The organism is Mesorhizobium sp. M0040, assembly GCF_040323505.1.
GTDB lineage: Bacteria > Pseudomonadota > Alphaproteobacteria > Rhizobiales > Rhizobiaceae > Mesorhizobium.
Genome location: NZ_JAMYVA010000030.1, coordinates 1 through 16,592, shown reverse-complemented (window position 1 = coordinate 16,592; position 16,592 = coordinate 1). Strand labels below are relative to the sequence as shown.

Below are 16,592 nucleotides of genomic sequence, written 5' to 3'. Positions count from 1 at the left end.
CCGTGTCCGCCTTCGTCGCCCTCGCCCGCCGCAACGACCTGCTTGCGCCGCAGACGAGCGGGATGGTTGCCGGCGAGAGCGTTGCTGGCGCGACGGTTGCCGACTCTGGGCAACGCGCGCACAGCGCGTCAACGCCCCGGTCTGAGCGGTCGGAGAAGTCGCCAATCTCCCCCCTTGAGGGGGAGATGTCGCCGAAGGCGACAGAGAGGGTCGGTACGTCCTGGCGCGACGCCCTGTGGGACGAAAGAGAAGGTTGGCGCTTCACGCGAGGCGCCCCCCTCTGTCCTGCCGGACATCTCCCCCTCAAGGGGGGAGATTACGCGCTCAGCCGCTTTCGCTTGCTAAGCCATCGGTAGCAGCCGGCGCATGATCAGCGAGGCGTGGCCGCCCACGCCGTGTGCAGCCGGCCGGCGCTCGACGACCTCGAAGCCGTGCTTGCGATAGAAGGCGATTGCGCGGTCGTTGCCCTCGATCACTTCCAGGGCGATGCTGGGAATACCCGCATGCGCGGCAAGAACGGCATGCAGCAGGTCGGCGGCAAGGCCGGTGCCGTACTCGCTTTTGTCTATATGGAGCCGCTCGAGCATGACCTCGCCTTTGTCGTCCATCGCGGCCATCGCATAACCGGCGAGCGAGCCGTCAGCCCGCTCGGCGACGAAGGACATCTTGCTGTCGTCCCTGAGCTCGGCCGCCAGCCGCTCCGGCGCGTGCCTCTCATCCGACAGCCGCGCCGTGGTCTCGGCACCCAGGATCGGCGAATAGGTGTGTCGCCAGGACCCTCCAAGCAGCCGCGACACCGCCGGAACGTCCTGTTCGGTCATGGTTCTTATCTGGGTCATTGGCACCTCGCCTCAGAAACCTGCCCCTTTTGAGCGGAGATGTCCCGCAAGACAGAGAGGTGCTGTCCCGCCGACCCTGCACGGCTGAGTTCAGCGCACATCCGCGCCGGCCACCATGACTATGTGCTGGCAGACATTATCGATATCGCGAATGACGTCGTCGTTCCAGAACCGCAGGATAGTCCAGCCCAGCGCTTCAAGCCGTGCGCTTCTGGTAGCGTCCCATATTGAGGCATCGGCCCGGGCATGCTGGGAGCCATCCAGTTCGACAATCAGCTTTTTGTCCGGGCAGGCAAAATCGACAATATGGCCTGCAATTGGCATCTGCCGCCGAAATGCCAGCCCCATGAGTCGATGCGCCCTGACCTCATTCCAGAGCTTCAGCTCGGCATCCGTCATGGCCTTGCGCATCTTGCGCGCATTGCCGCGGCTACGGGGAGGTACGGGATAGTGATTCACTACTTCTATTCCTCAGCGCGAAACTTGCCCATCTTCTCTATGCTGCGCTTGAACACCCCCCTCTGTCCTGCCGGACATCTCCCCTCAAGGAGGGAGATTGGCAGCTTCGCCGAAAGTTCTCCCTTCTTTAAGCTGGAGCGACATCCAATCTCCCCCCTTGAGGGGGAGATGTCCGGCAGGACAGAGGGGGGTGCTGGCCCGTCGACCTGGATAGGTATGGCACCTGTATCACCGCCTCACCCGCGATTTCAGCCAGCGATCGAAGGCCACCGCGAGGATGAGGATCAGGCCGATGACGATGCTTTGCGTGTAGGACGAGACGTTGTTGAACTGCAGCCCGTTCTGCAAGACGCCGATCAGTCCTGCACCGACCACCGTGCCGCCGACGCTGCCGATGCCGCCGAACAGCGAGGTGCCGCCGATGACGACCGCCGAGATCACCGTCAGCTCGTAGCCGATGCCGGCCACGGCTTCGGAGGAGTTGAGCCGCGCCGACAAAACGAAGGCGGCAAGGCCGGCGAAGAAGCCGACGATGATGTAGACCGAGATCAGGATGCGGTCGACACGCAGGCCGGAGAGCCGTGCCGCCTCGGCATTGCCGCCGACGGCATAGACCGCGCGGCCGTAACGGGTGTAGCGCAGCACGATGTGGCACAGGATGGCGGCAATCGCGAAGATGATTGCCGGCACCGGAACCGGGCCGATCAGGCCGGTACCGAACCAGCGCATCGAGGCGTCGAAGCCGGAGATCGGGCCGCCATTGGAAATCGTCAAGGTCAGGCCGCGAAACACGGTGAGGCCGCCAAGCGTGACGACGAAGGGCGGCACTTTCAGCCTGGTGATGGCAAAGCCCTGGACGCCGCCGGCCACGGCACCGACGACGACGGCGGCGAGAAGGGCGGCGAACCAGCCGTAGCCTTGCGTGCCAGACGTCGACAGCGACAGCGTGTTGGCGGTGCCGCCTTTGGCCACCACCGCCGCGACCATACCGCAGAAGGCGAGCAGCGAGCCAACCGACAGGTCGATGCCGGCGGTGAGGATGACGAAGGTCATGCCGAGCGCGATCAGGCCGGTGATCGAGATCTGGCGCATGATGTTGAACAGGTTGATCGGGTCGATGAAGCTCGGCTTCAGCACGGTGAAGACGACGATCAGCAACGCCAGGAACATCAGCGGGCCGAAGCTCATCAGCAGGCGCGCAATATTGACGCCGCCGCGCTGGCTCCGTTCGGTCGTACTGGTCATTGCGTTGCTTCCTGCTTCTGGTCGAGCGCCATCAGTTCCATCAGTTTCTCCTCGGTCGCCTCGACGCCGGGCATCTCGCCGGTAATGCGCCCGCGCCGCATGGTGACGATCCTGTCCGACACCGCAAGCACTTCGGGCAGCTCGGACGAGATCATCATGATGGCGATGCCGCGCGCCGCGAGCTCTACCAGGATCTGGTGCACCTCCGCCTTGGCGCCGACATCGACACCACGCGTCGGTTCATCGACGATCAGCACCTTGGGATCGCGTGCCAGCCAGCGGGCAAGGATGACCTTCTGCTGGTTGCCACCGGACAGTCCCTCGATCGCCTGCTCGGGCGAGGCCATGCGGATCGACAGCGTCTTCCTATAGTTCGCCAACGCCTCGCGCTCTCGCCGCTCGGCCATGAAACCGACATTGGAGTAGCGGTCGAGCGCGGCGATCGAGAAATTGGTGAGGATGGCGAGTGCTGCGAAGATTGCCTGGTGCTTGCGGTCTTCCGGAACCAGCCCGATGCCGAGCTCGATGGCGTCGGCGGGTGAGGCGGGCGCGATCGGCTTGCCGTCGAGCATGATGGTGCCGGCTGCAATGCGGTCGGCGCCGAAGATGGCGCGGGCGAGCTCGGTGCGGCCGGAGCCGACGAGCCCGGCGACGCCGAGGATTTCGCCCGCCTTGAGGTCGAGATCGACGCCTTCGAGCACGATGGCGTGCGGCGCCTGCGGATCGCGCACCGTGCGCAGGCCGCGCACCGAGAGCCGGACGTCGCCGGCGACGTCGCGCTGCGTCGGCCTGGCATAGAGCTCGGAAGCGGCGCGGCCGACCATCTTCTCGATGATCTTCGGCAGTTTGATCGGCCCGCCTTCGCGGTCGAGATGGCCGGCCAGCCTGCCGTCGCGCAGCACCGTCATGCCGTCGCAGATCGCCGAGGCCTCCTCCAGCCGGTGGGTGACGAACATGATGGCGACGCCATCCCTGCGCAGCCGGCCCATAATCGCCATCAGCTTCTGCACTTCGGTTTCGGTCAGCGCCGAGGTGGGCTCGTCCATGATGATCAAGCGGCTCTTCAGCGATAGCGCGCGGGCGATCTCGACCAGCTGCTGCTCGGCCACCGACAGCGCCGACACCGGCGTCGCCGGGTCGAGGTCGAGGCCGACGCGAGCGATGATCGCGCGTGAGTCTTCCACCATCTTTCGCCAGCTGACCAGCCCGAACCGGCCGAGCGGCGCGCGACCGATGAAGATGTTCTCCGCTACCGTCAGCGTCGGGATCAGGCTCAGTTCCTGGTAGATGGTGACGATGCCGAGGCGTTTCGCATCCTGCGGATTGTGCGGGCTGAATTCGACGCCGTCGAAGACGATGCGGCCGCTGGTTGGCGGCATCACGCCGGACAGGATCTTGAGCAGCGTCGATTTGCCGGCTCCGTTCTCGCCGAGCAGGCCGAGGATCTCGCCGGGGCGGACTTCGAGCGAAACGTCGTTCAGCGCGGTGACGCCGGCAAAGCGCTTGGTCACGCCCTCGACGGTGAGCAGTGCGGGAGAGGGCGCGATGGCGGCTGCCTTGGGCAAAGTTTGCTCCTCGATCATTCGGTTGTCACGCAAGGCTGGCGGGGCAGCGCCCGGGGGCAGCGCCCCCCTCTGGCCTGCCGGCCATCTCCCCCTCAAGTGGGGAGATTGCAGCTTCATTGGCTTCGCCTCTTCTGCAAGATCGAAAACTAGCGAAAGCCGACGTGACATCCAATCTCCCCCTTAAGGGGGAGATGGCCGGCAGGCCAGAGGGGGGTGCTGTCCCGTCGGCTTCGCCTACTTCGTCTCGCCCAGCCTCTCCGCCTTGTCGAGATTGTCCTTGCCGATGACGATCGGCGTCAAAAGCACCAGCTTTTCCTTCGGCTCGGTTTTGTCCCTGGCGTAGGCGACGGCGATCTGCACGGCGGTGCGCGACTGCTCGCCGGGGAACTGCTCGACCGTGCCGGCCAGCTTGCCGTCGCGCACGGCGACCAGCGCTTCGGGAAGCGCGTCGAAGCCATAGATCTTGACGTCGGTGAAGTTGCGCGCCGCGCAGGCTTCAACCGCGCCAAGTGCCATGTCGTCATTGGCGCAGATGATCGCGTCGGGCTTGCCGTTGGCGGCGAGGCCGGCCTCGGTGACGGAGAGCGCCTCGGCGCGGGCGAAGTTGGCGGTCTGTTCGAAGACGATCTGGTACTTGTCCTTCATCGGATCGAGGACGTTGTGCACACCCTTGTTACGGTCGATCGCCGGGCCGGCGCCGGGCTGGCCCTGCAGATGGAAGATCTTGGCGCCGTTCGGAAACGCCGCCACCATGGCCCTCGCCTCGGCCTCGCCGCCCTTGACATTGTCGGCGCCGACATGGGCGAGGATGCCCTCGACGCCCTCGACGCGGCGATCAATGGTGACGACGGGAACGCCGGCCTTGACCGCTTCCTCGATGGCCGGGGCCAGCGCGTTGACGTCGAGCGGCGAGATGACGATGGCGTTGATCTTCTGCACCAGCGCCGCCTCGATGTCGGCCGTCTGCTTAGGTGCCGAGTTCTGGCCGTCGCTCTCGATCAGGTTGACGCCTTGCGCCTGGGCCTCAGCCTTGATCTGGTTCAGCATGTGCACGAAGAACGGAAAGCCGAGGCTCGGCACCGAACCAAGGATGGTCAGCTTGTCCTGGGCAAAAGCCAGTTGCGGAGCGGCCAGCGCCAAAGCGCCCATCGCCGCCGACGACAGCAGGAATTCACGTCTGTTGATCAATTTAGTCTCCTCCCAGATGAGCGCACGACCCGAAACCGGAATGGGTTTTCCGGAAGGTTCCTTGCGTCGATTCAAAAATGGAGTGTCCTTCGAGCGCCCAACTCGTGTTTGAAGGGACGCAACGGCGCTCCAGCCGGTCCACCGCGACGTTCTCCTCCGCTCGGTGCCTGCCGGCGGATGCTAGCCAAGGCCGGAGCTTTGCGCAAGAACGGGAGCAGGCAAGACCTACCGATCGATCATCACCATGGTGCGCTCGCCGTAGCGCGGCCCGGCGACCTTTCCCGGCGCCAGCGCGTCGTCGAGCACTTGCATCTCGGCTGGGTCCAGCCTGATCGAAGCGGCGGCGACGTTCTCCTCGAGGTATTTTCTGCGCTTGGTGCCGGGGATCGGGACGATGTCGATGCCGAAGTCGCTCCCCTTGTGGAGCAGCCAGGCCAGCGCGATCTGACCTGGCTTGACGGGCTTCGCCGCGGCGATGTCGAGTACCGTGGCCGCCGCCTGCATGTTGGCGTCATAGTTGGCGCCCTGGTAGCGCGGATCGCCGCGCCGGTAATCGCCCTCCGGATAGTCTTCGGCGCGCCTGACATCGCCGGTGAGAAAACCGCGGCCGAGCGGCGAGAACGGCACCAGGCCGATGCCGAGCTCCTTCAGCAGCGTAATGATTTCCGGCTCCAGATTGCGCTCCCACAGCGAATATTCGCTCTGCACGGCCGACACCGGATGCACGGCATGCGCCCGGCGGATATTGGCGGCGCCGGCTTCAGAGAGGCCGAAGAAGCGGACCTTGCCCTGAGCGATCAGCTCGCCGACGGCGCCCGCCACATCCTCGATCGGCACCGCCGGATCGACGCGGTGCTGATAGAGGAGGTCGACGTGGTCGGTGGCGAGCCTCCTCAGCGAACCTTCCAAAGCCTCGCGGATATGTTCGGGCCGGCTGTCGCGCTCGGTGCCGACTTGCTTGCCGTTTTCAATGCGGAAGCCGAATTTCGTCGCGATCGTCACCTCATCGCGCCGGCCCTTCAGCGCGCGGCCGAGCAGTTCCTCGTTGGTGAACGGCCCGTACACTTCCGCGGTGTCGAGGAAGGTGCAGCCGAGTTCGATGGCACGGTGCAGCGTGGCGGTCGATTCCGCCTCGTCGGCCGGGCCATAGGACTGGCTCATGCCCATGCAGCCGAGACCGATTGCCGAGACTTGCAGCCCCTGGCTGCCGAGTTTGCGCATCGTCAATGTCATGTGAAGCTCTCCGGATCAGCATCGCGTTCCAAGCCGCCAGGGCAATATAGCGCACCGGCTCGGTTTCCACAGAGCGGGAGGCGCTACCGCGCGCGGCTCACTGCGGCCGCCAAATTGACAGCCGAGCCGCTCTCGGCCATCCTTAAGGCACGCCGCCTTGCGGCTTGTGCGTGAGTAACCAGCATGGCCAGTTCCGTCGCCAGTCAGAAATCCAAGCGCGCCGCGGTGCGGAACGCGCTCGACCGCCACAAGGTGTACATCACTGCGCAGCGTTTTTCGGCCGGCAGCTACAGCGCGCGCGTGCTGGTCGACGGCGAGGCCTATTGGGTCGACGAATTCCGACTCAGCCAGCTGCAGCAGGGCCTGTCGCCGGCCGAACTCGAATTGACGCCGGCCACCGACGATTGAGCGGCGTGACCTGCCATCCTTCGTCATCCCAGGGCGGAGCAGGAGCTAAGCGACGTCGCGGAGACCCTGGGATCCATGCCGTGACATTGGAGCGCCGCTGCGATGGGATTTTGATGCCGCGCTCGTTGCTTTTGCCCACCACCCGCGCCTAGTCCATGCCAGCTCCTTCGAAGCTCAAGGCCTATCGCGCCAAGCGCGAGTTCACGAGGACGCCGGAACCCGCCGGCGGGCTGGTTGCGGGGGAAGGCAACCGCTTCGTCGTTCACAAGCACCACGCCACCGCCGACCACTACGACCTTCGCCTGCAGGTCGGCGACGTGCTGAAGAGCTGGGCGGTGCCGCGCGGCCCGTCGCTCAATCCGGCCGATAAAAGGCTGGCGGTCGAGACCGAGGACCATCCGCTCGAATATATCGACTTCGAAGGTGTCATTCCCGAGGGCGAATATGGCGGCGGGCCGATGATCGTCTGGGACACCGGCATCTGGGCGCCGATGGATGACGTCGAGAAGAGCCTGCGCACCGGCTCCTTCAAGTTCCGGCTCGCCGGCGAGAAGCTCAATGGCGGCTGGATGCTGGCGCGGCTGAAGCCCAAGCCCGGCGAGGATGAGGGCAAGAAGAACTGGCTGCTGTTCAAGGAGCGTGATCTGGCCGCCGACGCCAAGCTCGACATACTGGAAGCCCGCCCGGAAAGCGTCAAATCCGGACGCCGCATCGAGGAACTGGTGGCAACGCCGAAGCCGGCCGCCAAGCCTGCCAAGCCGGTGGTGTTGAAACCCGGTGCTTTGCCGGGCGCCGTCAAGGCGCCGCCGCCCACCCGCATCGTGCCGCAGCTGACTACGCAGGTTTCGAAACCGCCGGGCGGCGATGACCCAGCGGCCCGAACGGGCGAAGTCTGGCTGCACGAGATCAAATTCGATGGCTACCGCACCATGGCGCATCTCGCTAACGGCGCAGTCAGGCTGATCACCCGCGCCGGCCTCGACTGGACGAAGCGCTATGGCGACCTGCCGCTTGCATTCGCCAGGCTGCCGTGCCGCGAGGCGATCATCGACGGCGAGGTCGTCGCGCTCGACGCCAAGGGCATCAGCCGCTTTGCCCTTTTGCAGGATGCGCTGGCCGAAGGCGCCGGCAACAAGCTCCACTTCTATGCCTTCGACCTTCTCTATCTCGACGGCTGGGACCTGAGGCAAGTGCCGCTCCGCCGGCGCAAGACGCTGCTTTCGCAGCTGCTGTCCGGTCTCGGCGCCAACTCCGCCATCCAGTACAGCGATCACGCCGAGGGCGACGGCCAGGCGCTTTATGACCAGGCATCGGAAATGGGGCTGGAGGGCGTCGTCTCGAAACGTGCTACGGCGGTCTACCAGAGCGGCCGCACCAAGACCTGGACCAAGACCAAGGCGCTTCAGACCGGCGATTTCGTTATCGCCGGCTACACAGTCTCCGATGCGGCCGAGGGGCTGGCCGCACTCGGCCTCGGCGAATTCGAGGATGGCGAATTGCACTATCGCGGCAAGGTCGGCACCGGCTTCGACGCCGCCACCGCCGGCGAGTTGCTGGCGCGGCTGGAGCCGTTGCGCGCCGGGGCATCCGCGCCCGAAGGGGTTCCCCGCGAAATCATGCGCGAGATGAACTGGGTGCGGCCGCTGCTTTCGGCGCATATCCACTACGCCAACCGGACCACCGACAATGCGCTGCGCCATGCCGTGTTCCGCGGCCTGCGCGACGTCGGCCTGTCGACGCCGGTTTCGGCCAAGCGCAAGCGGCTGATCGCCGAGGCCGACCTCGCCACCATCTGGGTGACCAACCCGACGCGACGGCTGTTCGGCAAGACCGGCCCGACCAAGCTCGACATTGCCGTCTATTACGCGCTGGTCGGCGATTTCATGCTGCCGCACATTCTCGGCCGGCCGGTGTCGCTGGTGCGCTGCCCGACCGGCAGGCCGCAGGACTGTTTCTTCCAGCGCCACGCCTTCACCGGCATGCCGTCCTCTGTGGCGACTTTCGAAGCGACCAATTCGGAGGGCGAGACCAAATCCTATCTCTCGGTGGAAGACGCCAAGGGCTATCTGGCGCTGGCGCAGTTCGGTGTCGTCGAGTTCCACACCTGGGGCACCCATCGCACGCGGCTCGACAAGCCGGACCTGGTCGTTTTCGACCTCGACCCGGGAGAGGGGATCGCCTGGCGCGAGGTGGTTGAGGCGGCGGTGCACATTAAGGGCGAGCTGGAAGCGCTAGGGCTGGTGCCGTTCGCCAAGACGTCCGGCGGCCACGGCATCCACATATCAGTACCGGTGACGCAAAAGCAGAACTGGAAGAAATTGCACCAGGCGACCAGCGCCATCTCGACGCATCTTGCCGCCACCGCGCCCGACACTTTCACCACCATCATGGGCAAGGATAACCGCAAGCGGCGCATCTTCATCGATTATCACCGCAATGCGCGCGGCCACACTTCTGCGGCTCCCTATTCGCTGCGCGCCCGCACCAATTTGCCGGCCTCGACACCGGTGAGCTGGAGCGACCTGGAATCCATCGACGCCCCGCAGGATCTGAATTATTCGTCGCTGCCGGGCCTGCTGGCGACGTCAGGCGATCCCTGGGCCGACATGGAAGATTTCGCCAGGGATTTGCCGCCGGTTGGACCTGAGGCTGGCTGACTGTTGATTCATGTTTCGGGAAACAGCCTCGGGAACAGCGTGTCCAAGGCCTTGGCGGGAAAGCGCAGGGATACCGGCCCTTTGGGCGTTTCGGATTCCAGCAGCCCAAGCGAAATGACATCATTGAAAACCCGCCGCGCGGTCCGCTCGGGCAGTCCGGTAATGCGCGAGATTTCGCCTCGCTCGAATTCGCCGCGTATCAGCGCCTCTTCCAGCAGACGGCTGGCTTCCGGCTTCAACTCGCTGCTTGTAGCGTAGGCGCGAAGACGCTTTGCCAGCGTGGCGAGATCAAAAAGGCCGGACATGAAGGTCACTTGGTCAACACAGACGCGCAGGAACCACAGGGTGAAATCCGCTAGCGCGCGCTGTGAGAGATTGCCTCTGCCGTCGAGATCGCCCTGGCGCGGCATGTCGGCATGATCCATCATGGTCTTGTAGTCTTTGCGACTCTTCAGCCCTCGCGCCAGTCCACGTGAAATCGACCACAATCCATGAGCGGCGATACCTGCCTCATGTGCCATCGCATGGCTCATCAAGCGGCTGACGCGCCCGTTGCCGTCGGGAAATGGATGGATGAAATTGAAGCGATGATGCGCAGCAGGAATGGCGAGTATCCGGCCTGCCTTGCCGAGCTTTGCGAAGCCGTAGCGCGTTTCGAAATAGCACATGAAATCGTCGACGCGGACGCTGGATGGCGGTTGATGCCTGCCGACCGCAACATCGTGCTCAAGTTTCGATCGCCATTTCCCGGGCACCATGAGAAATTCGCGCCCTGCACCCTTGACACGCAGCATGAGTTCCTCGGCATCCCGATAGAATTCCTGATGCAGCCACAGGATGAAGTCGCGGGAAGCCGGATCAGGTAATCGGCCCCGCGCAGCCATCCGGTCGATCTCGGCCTGGAGCCTGACGTGAGTGGCGGCTTCAAGTTGCAGGTTCCGCCGTTCCTCATCCTTGTCGAAATTTCCTGCCAGCGCGCGCTCGATGTCGCGCGGACGCGTGTCATGGCCCTCTATGAGGTTGCTGTAATAGGTATTCATGATGCGCACGAGATCGGCGAGGTTGGCAGCTGTACGGGGATGAAGGCTGCCGCCCAACGTAGCGGACGCCGCCGACAATTCCGCCAGGGCATCCGAGATTTCCTCGGATACCTCCTCCAGACGGGCCGGTTCGATCCGCTGTACGCTTTCTTCCACGGTACGGCTGCCTCCAATTTTTGGCCGATCTTCAGAATTAATAAGTACATAATCATAAATGGTTTTTTCTAGATTAATAGAAAAATTGGCCGATCATTTGGCCGATTGTCTGCCAGCCGGCCGGCGATCGGTCATGGCCGATCGCAAACGGCGTTATCAGATTGAAACTCCAGCATCAAAGCGGGTCGAGGCACAGGTTTGGCCGATCTTTTGGCCGCTGCACAGAGCCGTCCGGTAGAATGGTGACGGCGGTGCGCCGGTCCGATCTGGAATCCATCGACGCTCCGGAAAATTTGAATTATTCTTCCCGCCAGGTCCCACCGCCGACCTCTCAGCCGAGATGGAAGATTTCGCTAGGGATTTGGCGGTATTGTGAGGGGCAATGTAGGATTTCGGCAGCCCCCGTTCGTCCTCCGGACGAATGAACGCTGCGAACAGTTCGACAGCACAAGGCCGCGTAGGAGTATTTCATGGCGCCCAGGGCAAGTTGGAAAGGTTACCTCAAGCTCAGTCTGGTCAGCTGTCCGGTCCGGCTCTATCCGGCGACCAGCGCCAGCGAGCGCATCAGCTTCAACCAGCTGCACAAGAAGACGCACAACCGCATCAACATGAAGCCGGTCGACCCCGAACTCGGGCTGGTCGAGCGTTCAGACCTGGTCAAGGGCTACGAATACGAGGACAAGCAGTACATCATCATCGAGGACTCCGATCTCGATGCGGTACGCATCGAATCCAATCATACGATGAACATAGAGGCCTTTGTCGACGAGCATTCGGTCGACGTCATCTATCAGGACGCGCCCTATTACCTGGCGCCGGACGGCGCAATGGCCGAGGAGACCTTCGTCGTGCTGCGCGAAGCCATGCGCAAATCCGGCAAGCTGGCGATCGCCCGCCTGGTGCTGTCCAGCCGCGAGCGCGTGGTGACGATCGGCGCGCGCGAGAACGGCATGTTCGTCTGCACCTTGAGGAATCCGAACGAAGTGCGTGGCACGGCTGAGTATTTCGGCAATATCCCGGCCGGAAACCCCGATCCCGAAATGCTGCAATTGGCCGAGGCGCTGATCAAGCAGAAGGAAACCACCTTCGAACCGAAGAATTACGAGGACCGCTACGAGATCGCGCTGATGGCGATGATCCGCGAGAAGCTGAAGGGCCATAAGCCGATCATCGCGGCGGCCCCCGAGCGCGGCAATGTCATCAATCTCATGGATGCGCTGAAGGCGAGCCTGTCGCAATCGGCCAAGCCGCCGGCCAAGTCGAAGAGCAAGGCCGATGAGGCGACGAAACCGGCAGCCAAAGCAAAGTCCGCCAAGGGCGGCGCCAAGGAAAACCCGCTCAAGGCCAATCTGCTGCAGGCCGTCGGTAAGAGCAAAGGGTGACGGCGCCCACTGGCACGATCTTCGGCACTATCGGCGCGCTCGCGGCGTTTCCGCTTCGCATGGCGGCGCGCGAGGTCGCGCGCCGGCAGGGCCAATTGCGGCGCGGAGTCACCAGACGGACCACCCATGTGGTATTCGGGCGGACGTTCCTCGCCAAGGCCGATGATGCCGAGATTGAGCGCCGCGTCGTCACCGAGCGCGCGGCCGGGCGCAAGCTGGTCAGCGAGAACGGCTTCCTGCGCCTGCTCGGCCTGATGAAAGCGCCGGAGGCTTCGGCGCTGTCGCGGCAGTCGCTGATCGACCAGTCGCGGCTGACCGGCGAGGATCTCGACCTTTTGTCGCTGTTCGATGCCTTCGAGCATGATTGCGAACCGTATTCCTTTCGCGACCTGATCCTCGCCCGCAAATATGCCGGGCTGGTTGCCGGCGGCGCCTCATGGGGGGCGATTGCGCGCTCGGTGCACCGGTCGGGCCCGGTCGCCTCGCTCACCGCCAAGTCGCTCGCCGTCGGCTCACAGCATGGGCGGGCCGACGCGATCTATCTCGAGGGCGGCCAGAGCGAACTCGACGGCCAGCTGCTGTTCGATCTGGGAACGCAGGATGACGACCCGCTGGAAGAGCTGTTCGCCGATGCCGAGGCGGCGGAAGGGGCTGAAGACCACGAGCAGGCGGCCGCGCTCTACCAGCGCTGCCTGGCCATCGACCCAAGCGATGCCATCGCCGCCTTCAACCGCGCCAACTGCCTGCGCGCCGCCGGCCACGCGGCCGAGGCGGCGCACGACTATGCCCGCGCCATCAAGTGCGACCCCGGCTTCGTCGAGGCCTGGTTCAATCTTGCCGGGCTGATGAGCGAAGAGGGGCGGGTAGCCTCGGCGCGCCGCCATTTGCTGAAGGCGATCGCATTGGACGCTGATTATGCCGATGCGGTATTCAACCTTGCCAGGCTGGAGTTCGACGCCGGCAATCTCGCCGAGGCGCGGCGTCGCTGGGTGCGCTATCTCGAGCTCGACGCCAATTCCGAATGGGCGCGCACGGCCGCCAAGGGGATACAGTTCGTGGATTTGCAGCTGGCGCGGATGTCGGCGGGGTGAGGTAGTAGCGCCTCCTTCTCCCCTTGTGGGAGAAGGTGGATCGGCGCGCAGCGCCGAGACGGTTGAGGGGTGTTGGAAGAAATGAGGCGTCGGCGTTCCCTGGAACACCCCTCATCCGACCGAGCTTCGCTCGGCCACCTTCTCCCACAAGGGGAGAAGGGGTCACCAGCGTTGGAGTCCCCATGACAACCTTCCTCTTCGACGGCCCCGACACCGCCCCAATCACCATCTTGCTCGCCCATGGCGCAGGCGCTCCTATGGACTCCCCCTCGCTGACAGCCACGGCAAAAGCGCTGGCCGAGGCCGGCTTCCGCGTTGCGCGCTTTGAATTCCACTACATGGCGGCTCGCCGCTACGGCCACCGCAAGCCGCCGCCGCGCGCCGAGACGGTTAACCCGGAATACGTCAAGGCGATCGCCGACCTCCGGGCGAAGGGCGTGAAGGGTCCGCTGATCATCGGCGGCAAGTCGATGGGCGGACGCGTCGCTTCGATGATCGCCGACGAGATGTTTTCAAAGGGCGAGATCTCGGGCCTGCTTTGCCTTGGCTATCCCTTCCATCCGCCGGGCAAACCGACGCAGCTTCGGACAAAGCACCTCGCCGATCTCAAGACGCCGACAGTGATCTTCCAAGGCACGCGCGACGAGTTCGGGACCAAAGACGAGGTCGCGACCTATGCTCTGTCCGACGCAATCGAGATTTTCTGGCTGGAAGACGGCGACCATGATCTGAAGCCGCGCAAAAACATCTCCGGCTTCTCCACCGCCGATCATCTGAAGACGCTCGCTGATGCGGTGAAGGCGTGGACCGAACGCATCGTGCGCTGAAGCAGGCCGATGAAGATCGCCACCTTCAACGTCAACAACATCAACAGCCGGCTGCCGAACCTGCTCGCATGGCTGGCCGCCGCCAAACCCGACATCGCCTGCCTGCAGGAGCTCAAGACCAGGCAGACGCAGTTTCCGCGCACTGCGCTGGCGGCCGCCGGCTACGGCGCGGTTTGGGTCGGGCAGCCGACCTGGAACGGCGTCGCCATACTCGCGCGTGGCTCAGAACCCGTTCTGACCCGCGAGGCGCTGCCCGGCGACGACAGCGACCAGCAGGCGCGCTACATCGAGGCAGCGGTCAACGGCATCGTCGTCGCCTGCCTCTACGCGCCGAACGGCAATCCGCAGCCCGGCCCGAAATTCCAGTACAAGCTCAACTGGCACGAAAGGCTGGAGGCGCATGCCGCGCAGTTGCTCGACACCGGCCTGCCGGTGGTGCTGGCCGGCGACTACAACATCGTGCCCGAGCCGCGCGACATCTACCCGACCCGCTCCTATGACGACAACGCGCTGGTCCAGCCGGAAAGCCGCGCATCGTTCCAGCGGCTGCTCGACCAGGGCTGGCTTGACGCGCTGCGCAAGAAGCACCCGAACGAGACGCTCTACACATTCTGGGATTACCGCCGCAACCGCTGGCCGCGCGGTGCCGGCCTGCGCCTCGACCATATCTTGCTCAGCAAGAAGCTGTCGCGCCGGCTGGTAGCGGCGGGCATCGACCGCGACGTGCGCGGCGAGACCGGCGCCAGCGATCACGCGCCGGTCTGGGTGGAGTTGAAGTGAGGCACGGAGGCTGGCGCCGCCTTTCCGGGCGGCAACCAGTCAGGTTGGCCGCGCCGCTTCGCGGGCGAACGCCTCGATCAGAGTTCCGTATCCCTCAAGGTCGGGCTGCGTAGCGAAACTGTGGCTAGCAGCGGTCGAAGCCCAGGGCAGCTTTTCCGAAGTGAAGACTTCGACGAAAGGCACATACCAATGGTGCTCGTCCAGCATGGTCGCACGAACGTTGACGAAAAAGTCCAGTCCATGCGGACGCGTGAACATCCAGTTCTTGCACTGCGGGCAATAGAGCTGGCGATGCGGGCCGTGCAGGCCGCCGACCACCGGCTCGCCTTGCGTTATGGCGAAACCGTCGCTCGGCACGGCGATGGTCAAGGAATACGCGCTGGCGCTCAGCTTCTGGCAGCCGGTGCAGTGACACGCCGTCGTCAGCAAAGGCGGGGCGCTGATGCGAAAGCGTATCCCGCCGCACAGGCAACCGCCGTCCCAAGGTAGTTTCCAATCGTCCATTGCTGGCCTCGAGCGAGATCCTCGGCGAGCGATCTAGCGCACGACCGCCAAGCTGCAATCTCTCCCTTGACGGTCCCTCAAAGAAGGGCATCGGCAGCTTAGCCGTCCCCGAACCCGCGCTCGCTCGCGGCCGCGGTGATCGCAAGTTGAAGCGATCACATAATTGACGAAGCTGTTCGCGCGACTAGCTTTGCCACGTGTGGTGCGCGTGCAATGCGGCGCGATCGGTCGCTTTCCGGCGAACAGGCCGACAGCGACATGATCGTGCGGCGGGTGGCAACATTGCGCGAAGTCACCTGCGCCAGCCCCGCCTATCTCGAAAAGCACGGCATGCCGGCAACCCTCGACGATCTCGAAGGCCATCTGATGGTCGGCTTCCGCTCGTCGCGGACCGGCGAGGTCATGCCGCTCGAATTCACCGTCGGCGGCGCGTTGCGCTATGTCAGCCTGCCCAACCGGGTGACGGTCAACGGCTCCGACACGATGGCGGAGCTGGCGCGTCTCGGCTTCGGCCTGGTGCAGGCGCCGCACTACCGCTTCGCCGGGGATTTCGCACGCGGCATGCTCGTCGAAGTGCTGCCGGATTACCCGCCGTCGCCGACACCGCTGTCGGCGCTCTACCCGCAGAACCGCCAGCTCGCGCCGCGGGTACGCGTGTTCATCGACTGGGTGACCGGGATTTTTGGCGAGGATGGGACATCGGGCCGGGTGTGATCGTCCGGGCCGCCAGCTACTTTGCGAAGGGCGATCGGACGAGATAAACATCGCGCTTGGGTTTAGTGACAAGATCGGGACCAAGACCAAGACCAGCGCAAAGTCCATGTCAACGGCGAGCCTGTCATTATGCATCGGAGCGGCGCGCGCTTCACCGGTAGTGTCCTTGTGCGGGCCGGTGCGACTTGAGGACGGGCGCGCCGCCGGCGTCTATGAGGTGACGGGATCGGGTGAGTGGTCCTGCTGCAACCAACAGTGTTGACCGAATGCAGTAGCCAATAGGGAAGCTCCAGTGAGAAGATTTCATACAGTCGGCGCGATTATGCTCGCAACCTACGGCGCCTCGCACGCCCAGACTGTGGACGAAGGCATCCACCGCGACGCGCAGGGGAGCCTGAGGACCTTGGCCGCCTGAGCACCGTCATGTGTCCGCCGCTCCGCTAAACACGGGGGCTGCGCGGCGGACACGCCGACGTCAACGCAATGCCACGCCATTTTGCAGAA

General features: G+C 64.4%; 14 protein-coding genes and 1 pseudogene. 7 read left to right on the top strand and 8 right to left on the bottom strand.

The genetic code is table 11. The annotated features are described in order from the left end of the window. Positions 1-341: 341 nt before the first annotated feature. The 6 genes from NKJ91_RS22330 to NKJ91_RS22305 all read right to left on the bottom strand — a co-directional run bounded on the left by NKJ91_RS22330 (position 342) and on the right by NKJ91_RS22305 (position 6,529). Complete coding sequence (locus NKJ91_RS22330) at positions 342-839, bottom strand: GNAT family N-acetyltransferase (protein ID WP_352457301.1); 498 nt, start codon at positions 837-839, stop codon at positions 342-344. Between the two features lie 90 nt (positions 840-929). Further along, on the bottom strand, positions 930-1,298 hold the full coding sequence (locus NKJ91_RS22325) for an endonuclease domain-containing protein (RefSeq protein ID WP_352457300.1): 369 nt from the start codon (positions 1,296-1,298) through the stop codon (positions 930-932). Positions 1,299-1,526: 228 nt separating this feature from the next. Beyond that, a complete protein-coding gene (locus NKJ91_RS22320) occupies positions 1,527-2,543 on the bottom strand; it encodes an ABC transporter permease (protein WP_352453856.1) in 1,017 nt (338 codons plus the stop codon). Next, positions 2,540-4,126, bottom strand: a complete 1,587-nt coding sequence (locus NKJ91_RS22315) for a sugar ABC transporter ATP-binding protein (protein ID WP_352457299.1) — start codon at positions 4,124-4,126, stop codon at positions 2,540-2,542. The genes NKJ91_RS22320 and NKJ91_RS22315 overlap by 4 nt, the downstream gene beginning before the upstream one ends. A 216-nt stretch (positions 4,127-4,342) precedes the next feature. Beyond that, positions 4,343-5,293 carry a substrate-binding domain-containing protein gene (locus NKJ91_RS22310; protein ID WP_352457347.1) on the bottom strand — a complete coding sequence of 317 codons (951 nt, stop codon included), beginning with the start codon at positions 5,291-5,293 and terminating at the stop codon, positions 4,343-4,345. 228 nt (positions 5,294-5,521) lie between these two features. Next, positions 5,522-6,529: an aldo/keto reductase gene (locus tag NKJ91_RS22305; protein WP_352457298.1), complete on the bottom strand. Its 1,008-nt coding sequence runs from the start codon at positions 6,527-6,529 to the stop codon at positions 5,522-5,524. Between the two features lie 183 nt (positions 6,530-6,712). Here NKJ91_RS22305 and NKJ91_RS22300 point away from each other — a divergent pair, with 183 nt between their 5' ends. Beyond that, positions 6,713-6,937 (top strand): hypothetical protein, encoded by a 225-nt coding sequence (locus NKJ91_RS22300; protein ID WP_023675682.1) that lies wholly within the window; start codon positions 6,713-6,715, stop codon positions 6,935-6,937. Positions 6,938-7,092: 155 nt separating this feature from the next. After that, entirely contained in the window at positions 7,093-9,594 is a 2,502-nt protein-coding gene (ligD, locus tag NKJ91_RS22295; protein WP_352457297.1) for a DNA ligase D, read from the top strand. Between the two features lie 8 nt (positions 9,595-9,602). Here ligD and NKJ91_RS22290 read toward each other — a convergent pair whose 3' ends face one another. Further along, a complete protein-coding gene (locus tag NKJ91_RS22290; protein WP_352457296.1) occupies positions 9,603-10,790 on the bottom strand; it encodes a Fic family protein in 1,188 nt (395 codons plus the stop codon). 470 nt (positions 10,791-11,260) lie between these two features. Between NKJ91_RS22290 and ku the strand changes: the two genes are divergently transcribed. From ku to NKJ91_RS22270, 4 genes are all read left to right on the top strand, one after another. Then, entirely contained in the window at positions 11,261-12,172 is a 912-nt protein-coding gene (gene ku, locus NKJ91_RS22285; protein ID WP_352457295.1) for a non-homologous end joining protein Ku, read from the top strand. A gap of 59 nt (positions 12,173-12,231) precedes the next feature. Continuing rightward, a complete protein-coding gene (locus NKJ91_RS22280) occupies positions 12,232-13,263 on the top strand; it encodes a tetratricopeptide repeat protein (RefSeq protein WP_352457346.1) in 1,032 nt (343 codons plus the stop codon). Between the two features lie 182 nt (positions 13,264-13,445). Beyond that, complete coding sequence (locus NKJ91_RS22275; protein ID WP_352457294.1) at positions 13,446-14,090, top strand: alpha/beta hydrolase family protein; 645 nt, start codon at positions 13,446-13,448, stop codon at positions 14,088-14,090. A gap of 9 nt (positions 14,091-14,099) precedes the next feature. Beyond that, positions 14,100-14,870 carry an exodeoxyribonuclease III gene (locus tag NKJ91_RS22270; RefSeq protein ID WP_352457293.1) on the top strand — a complete coding sequence of 257 codons (771 nt, stop codon included), beginning with the start codon at positions 14,100-14,102 and terminating at the stop codon, positions 14,868-14,870. 39 nt (positions 14,871-14,909) lie between these two features. Here NKJ91_RS22270 and NKJ91_RS22265 read toward each other — a convergent pair whose 3' ends face one another. Continuing rightward, complete coding sequence (locus tag NKJ91_RS22265; protein ID WP_352457292.1) at positions 14,910-15,374, bottom strand: GFA family protein; 465 nt, start codon at positions 15,372-15,374, stop codon at positions 14,910-14,912. A gap of 234 nt (positions 15,375-15,608) precedes the next feature. Here NKJ91_RS22265 and NKJ91_RS22260 point away from each other — a divergent pair. Next, positions 15,609-16,088: pseudogene (locus tag NKJ91_RS22260) on the top strand (LysR substrate-binding domain-containing protein); the annotation flags it as partial. Positions 16,089-16,592 lie beyond the last annotated feature (504 nt).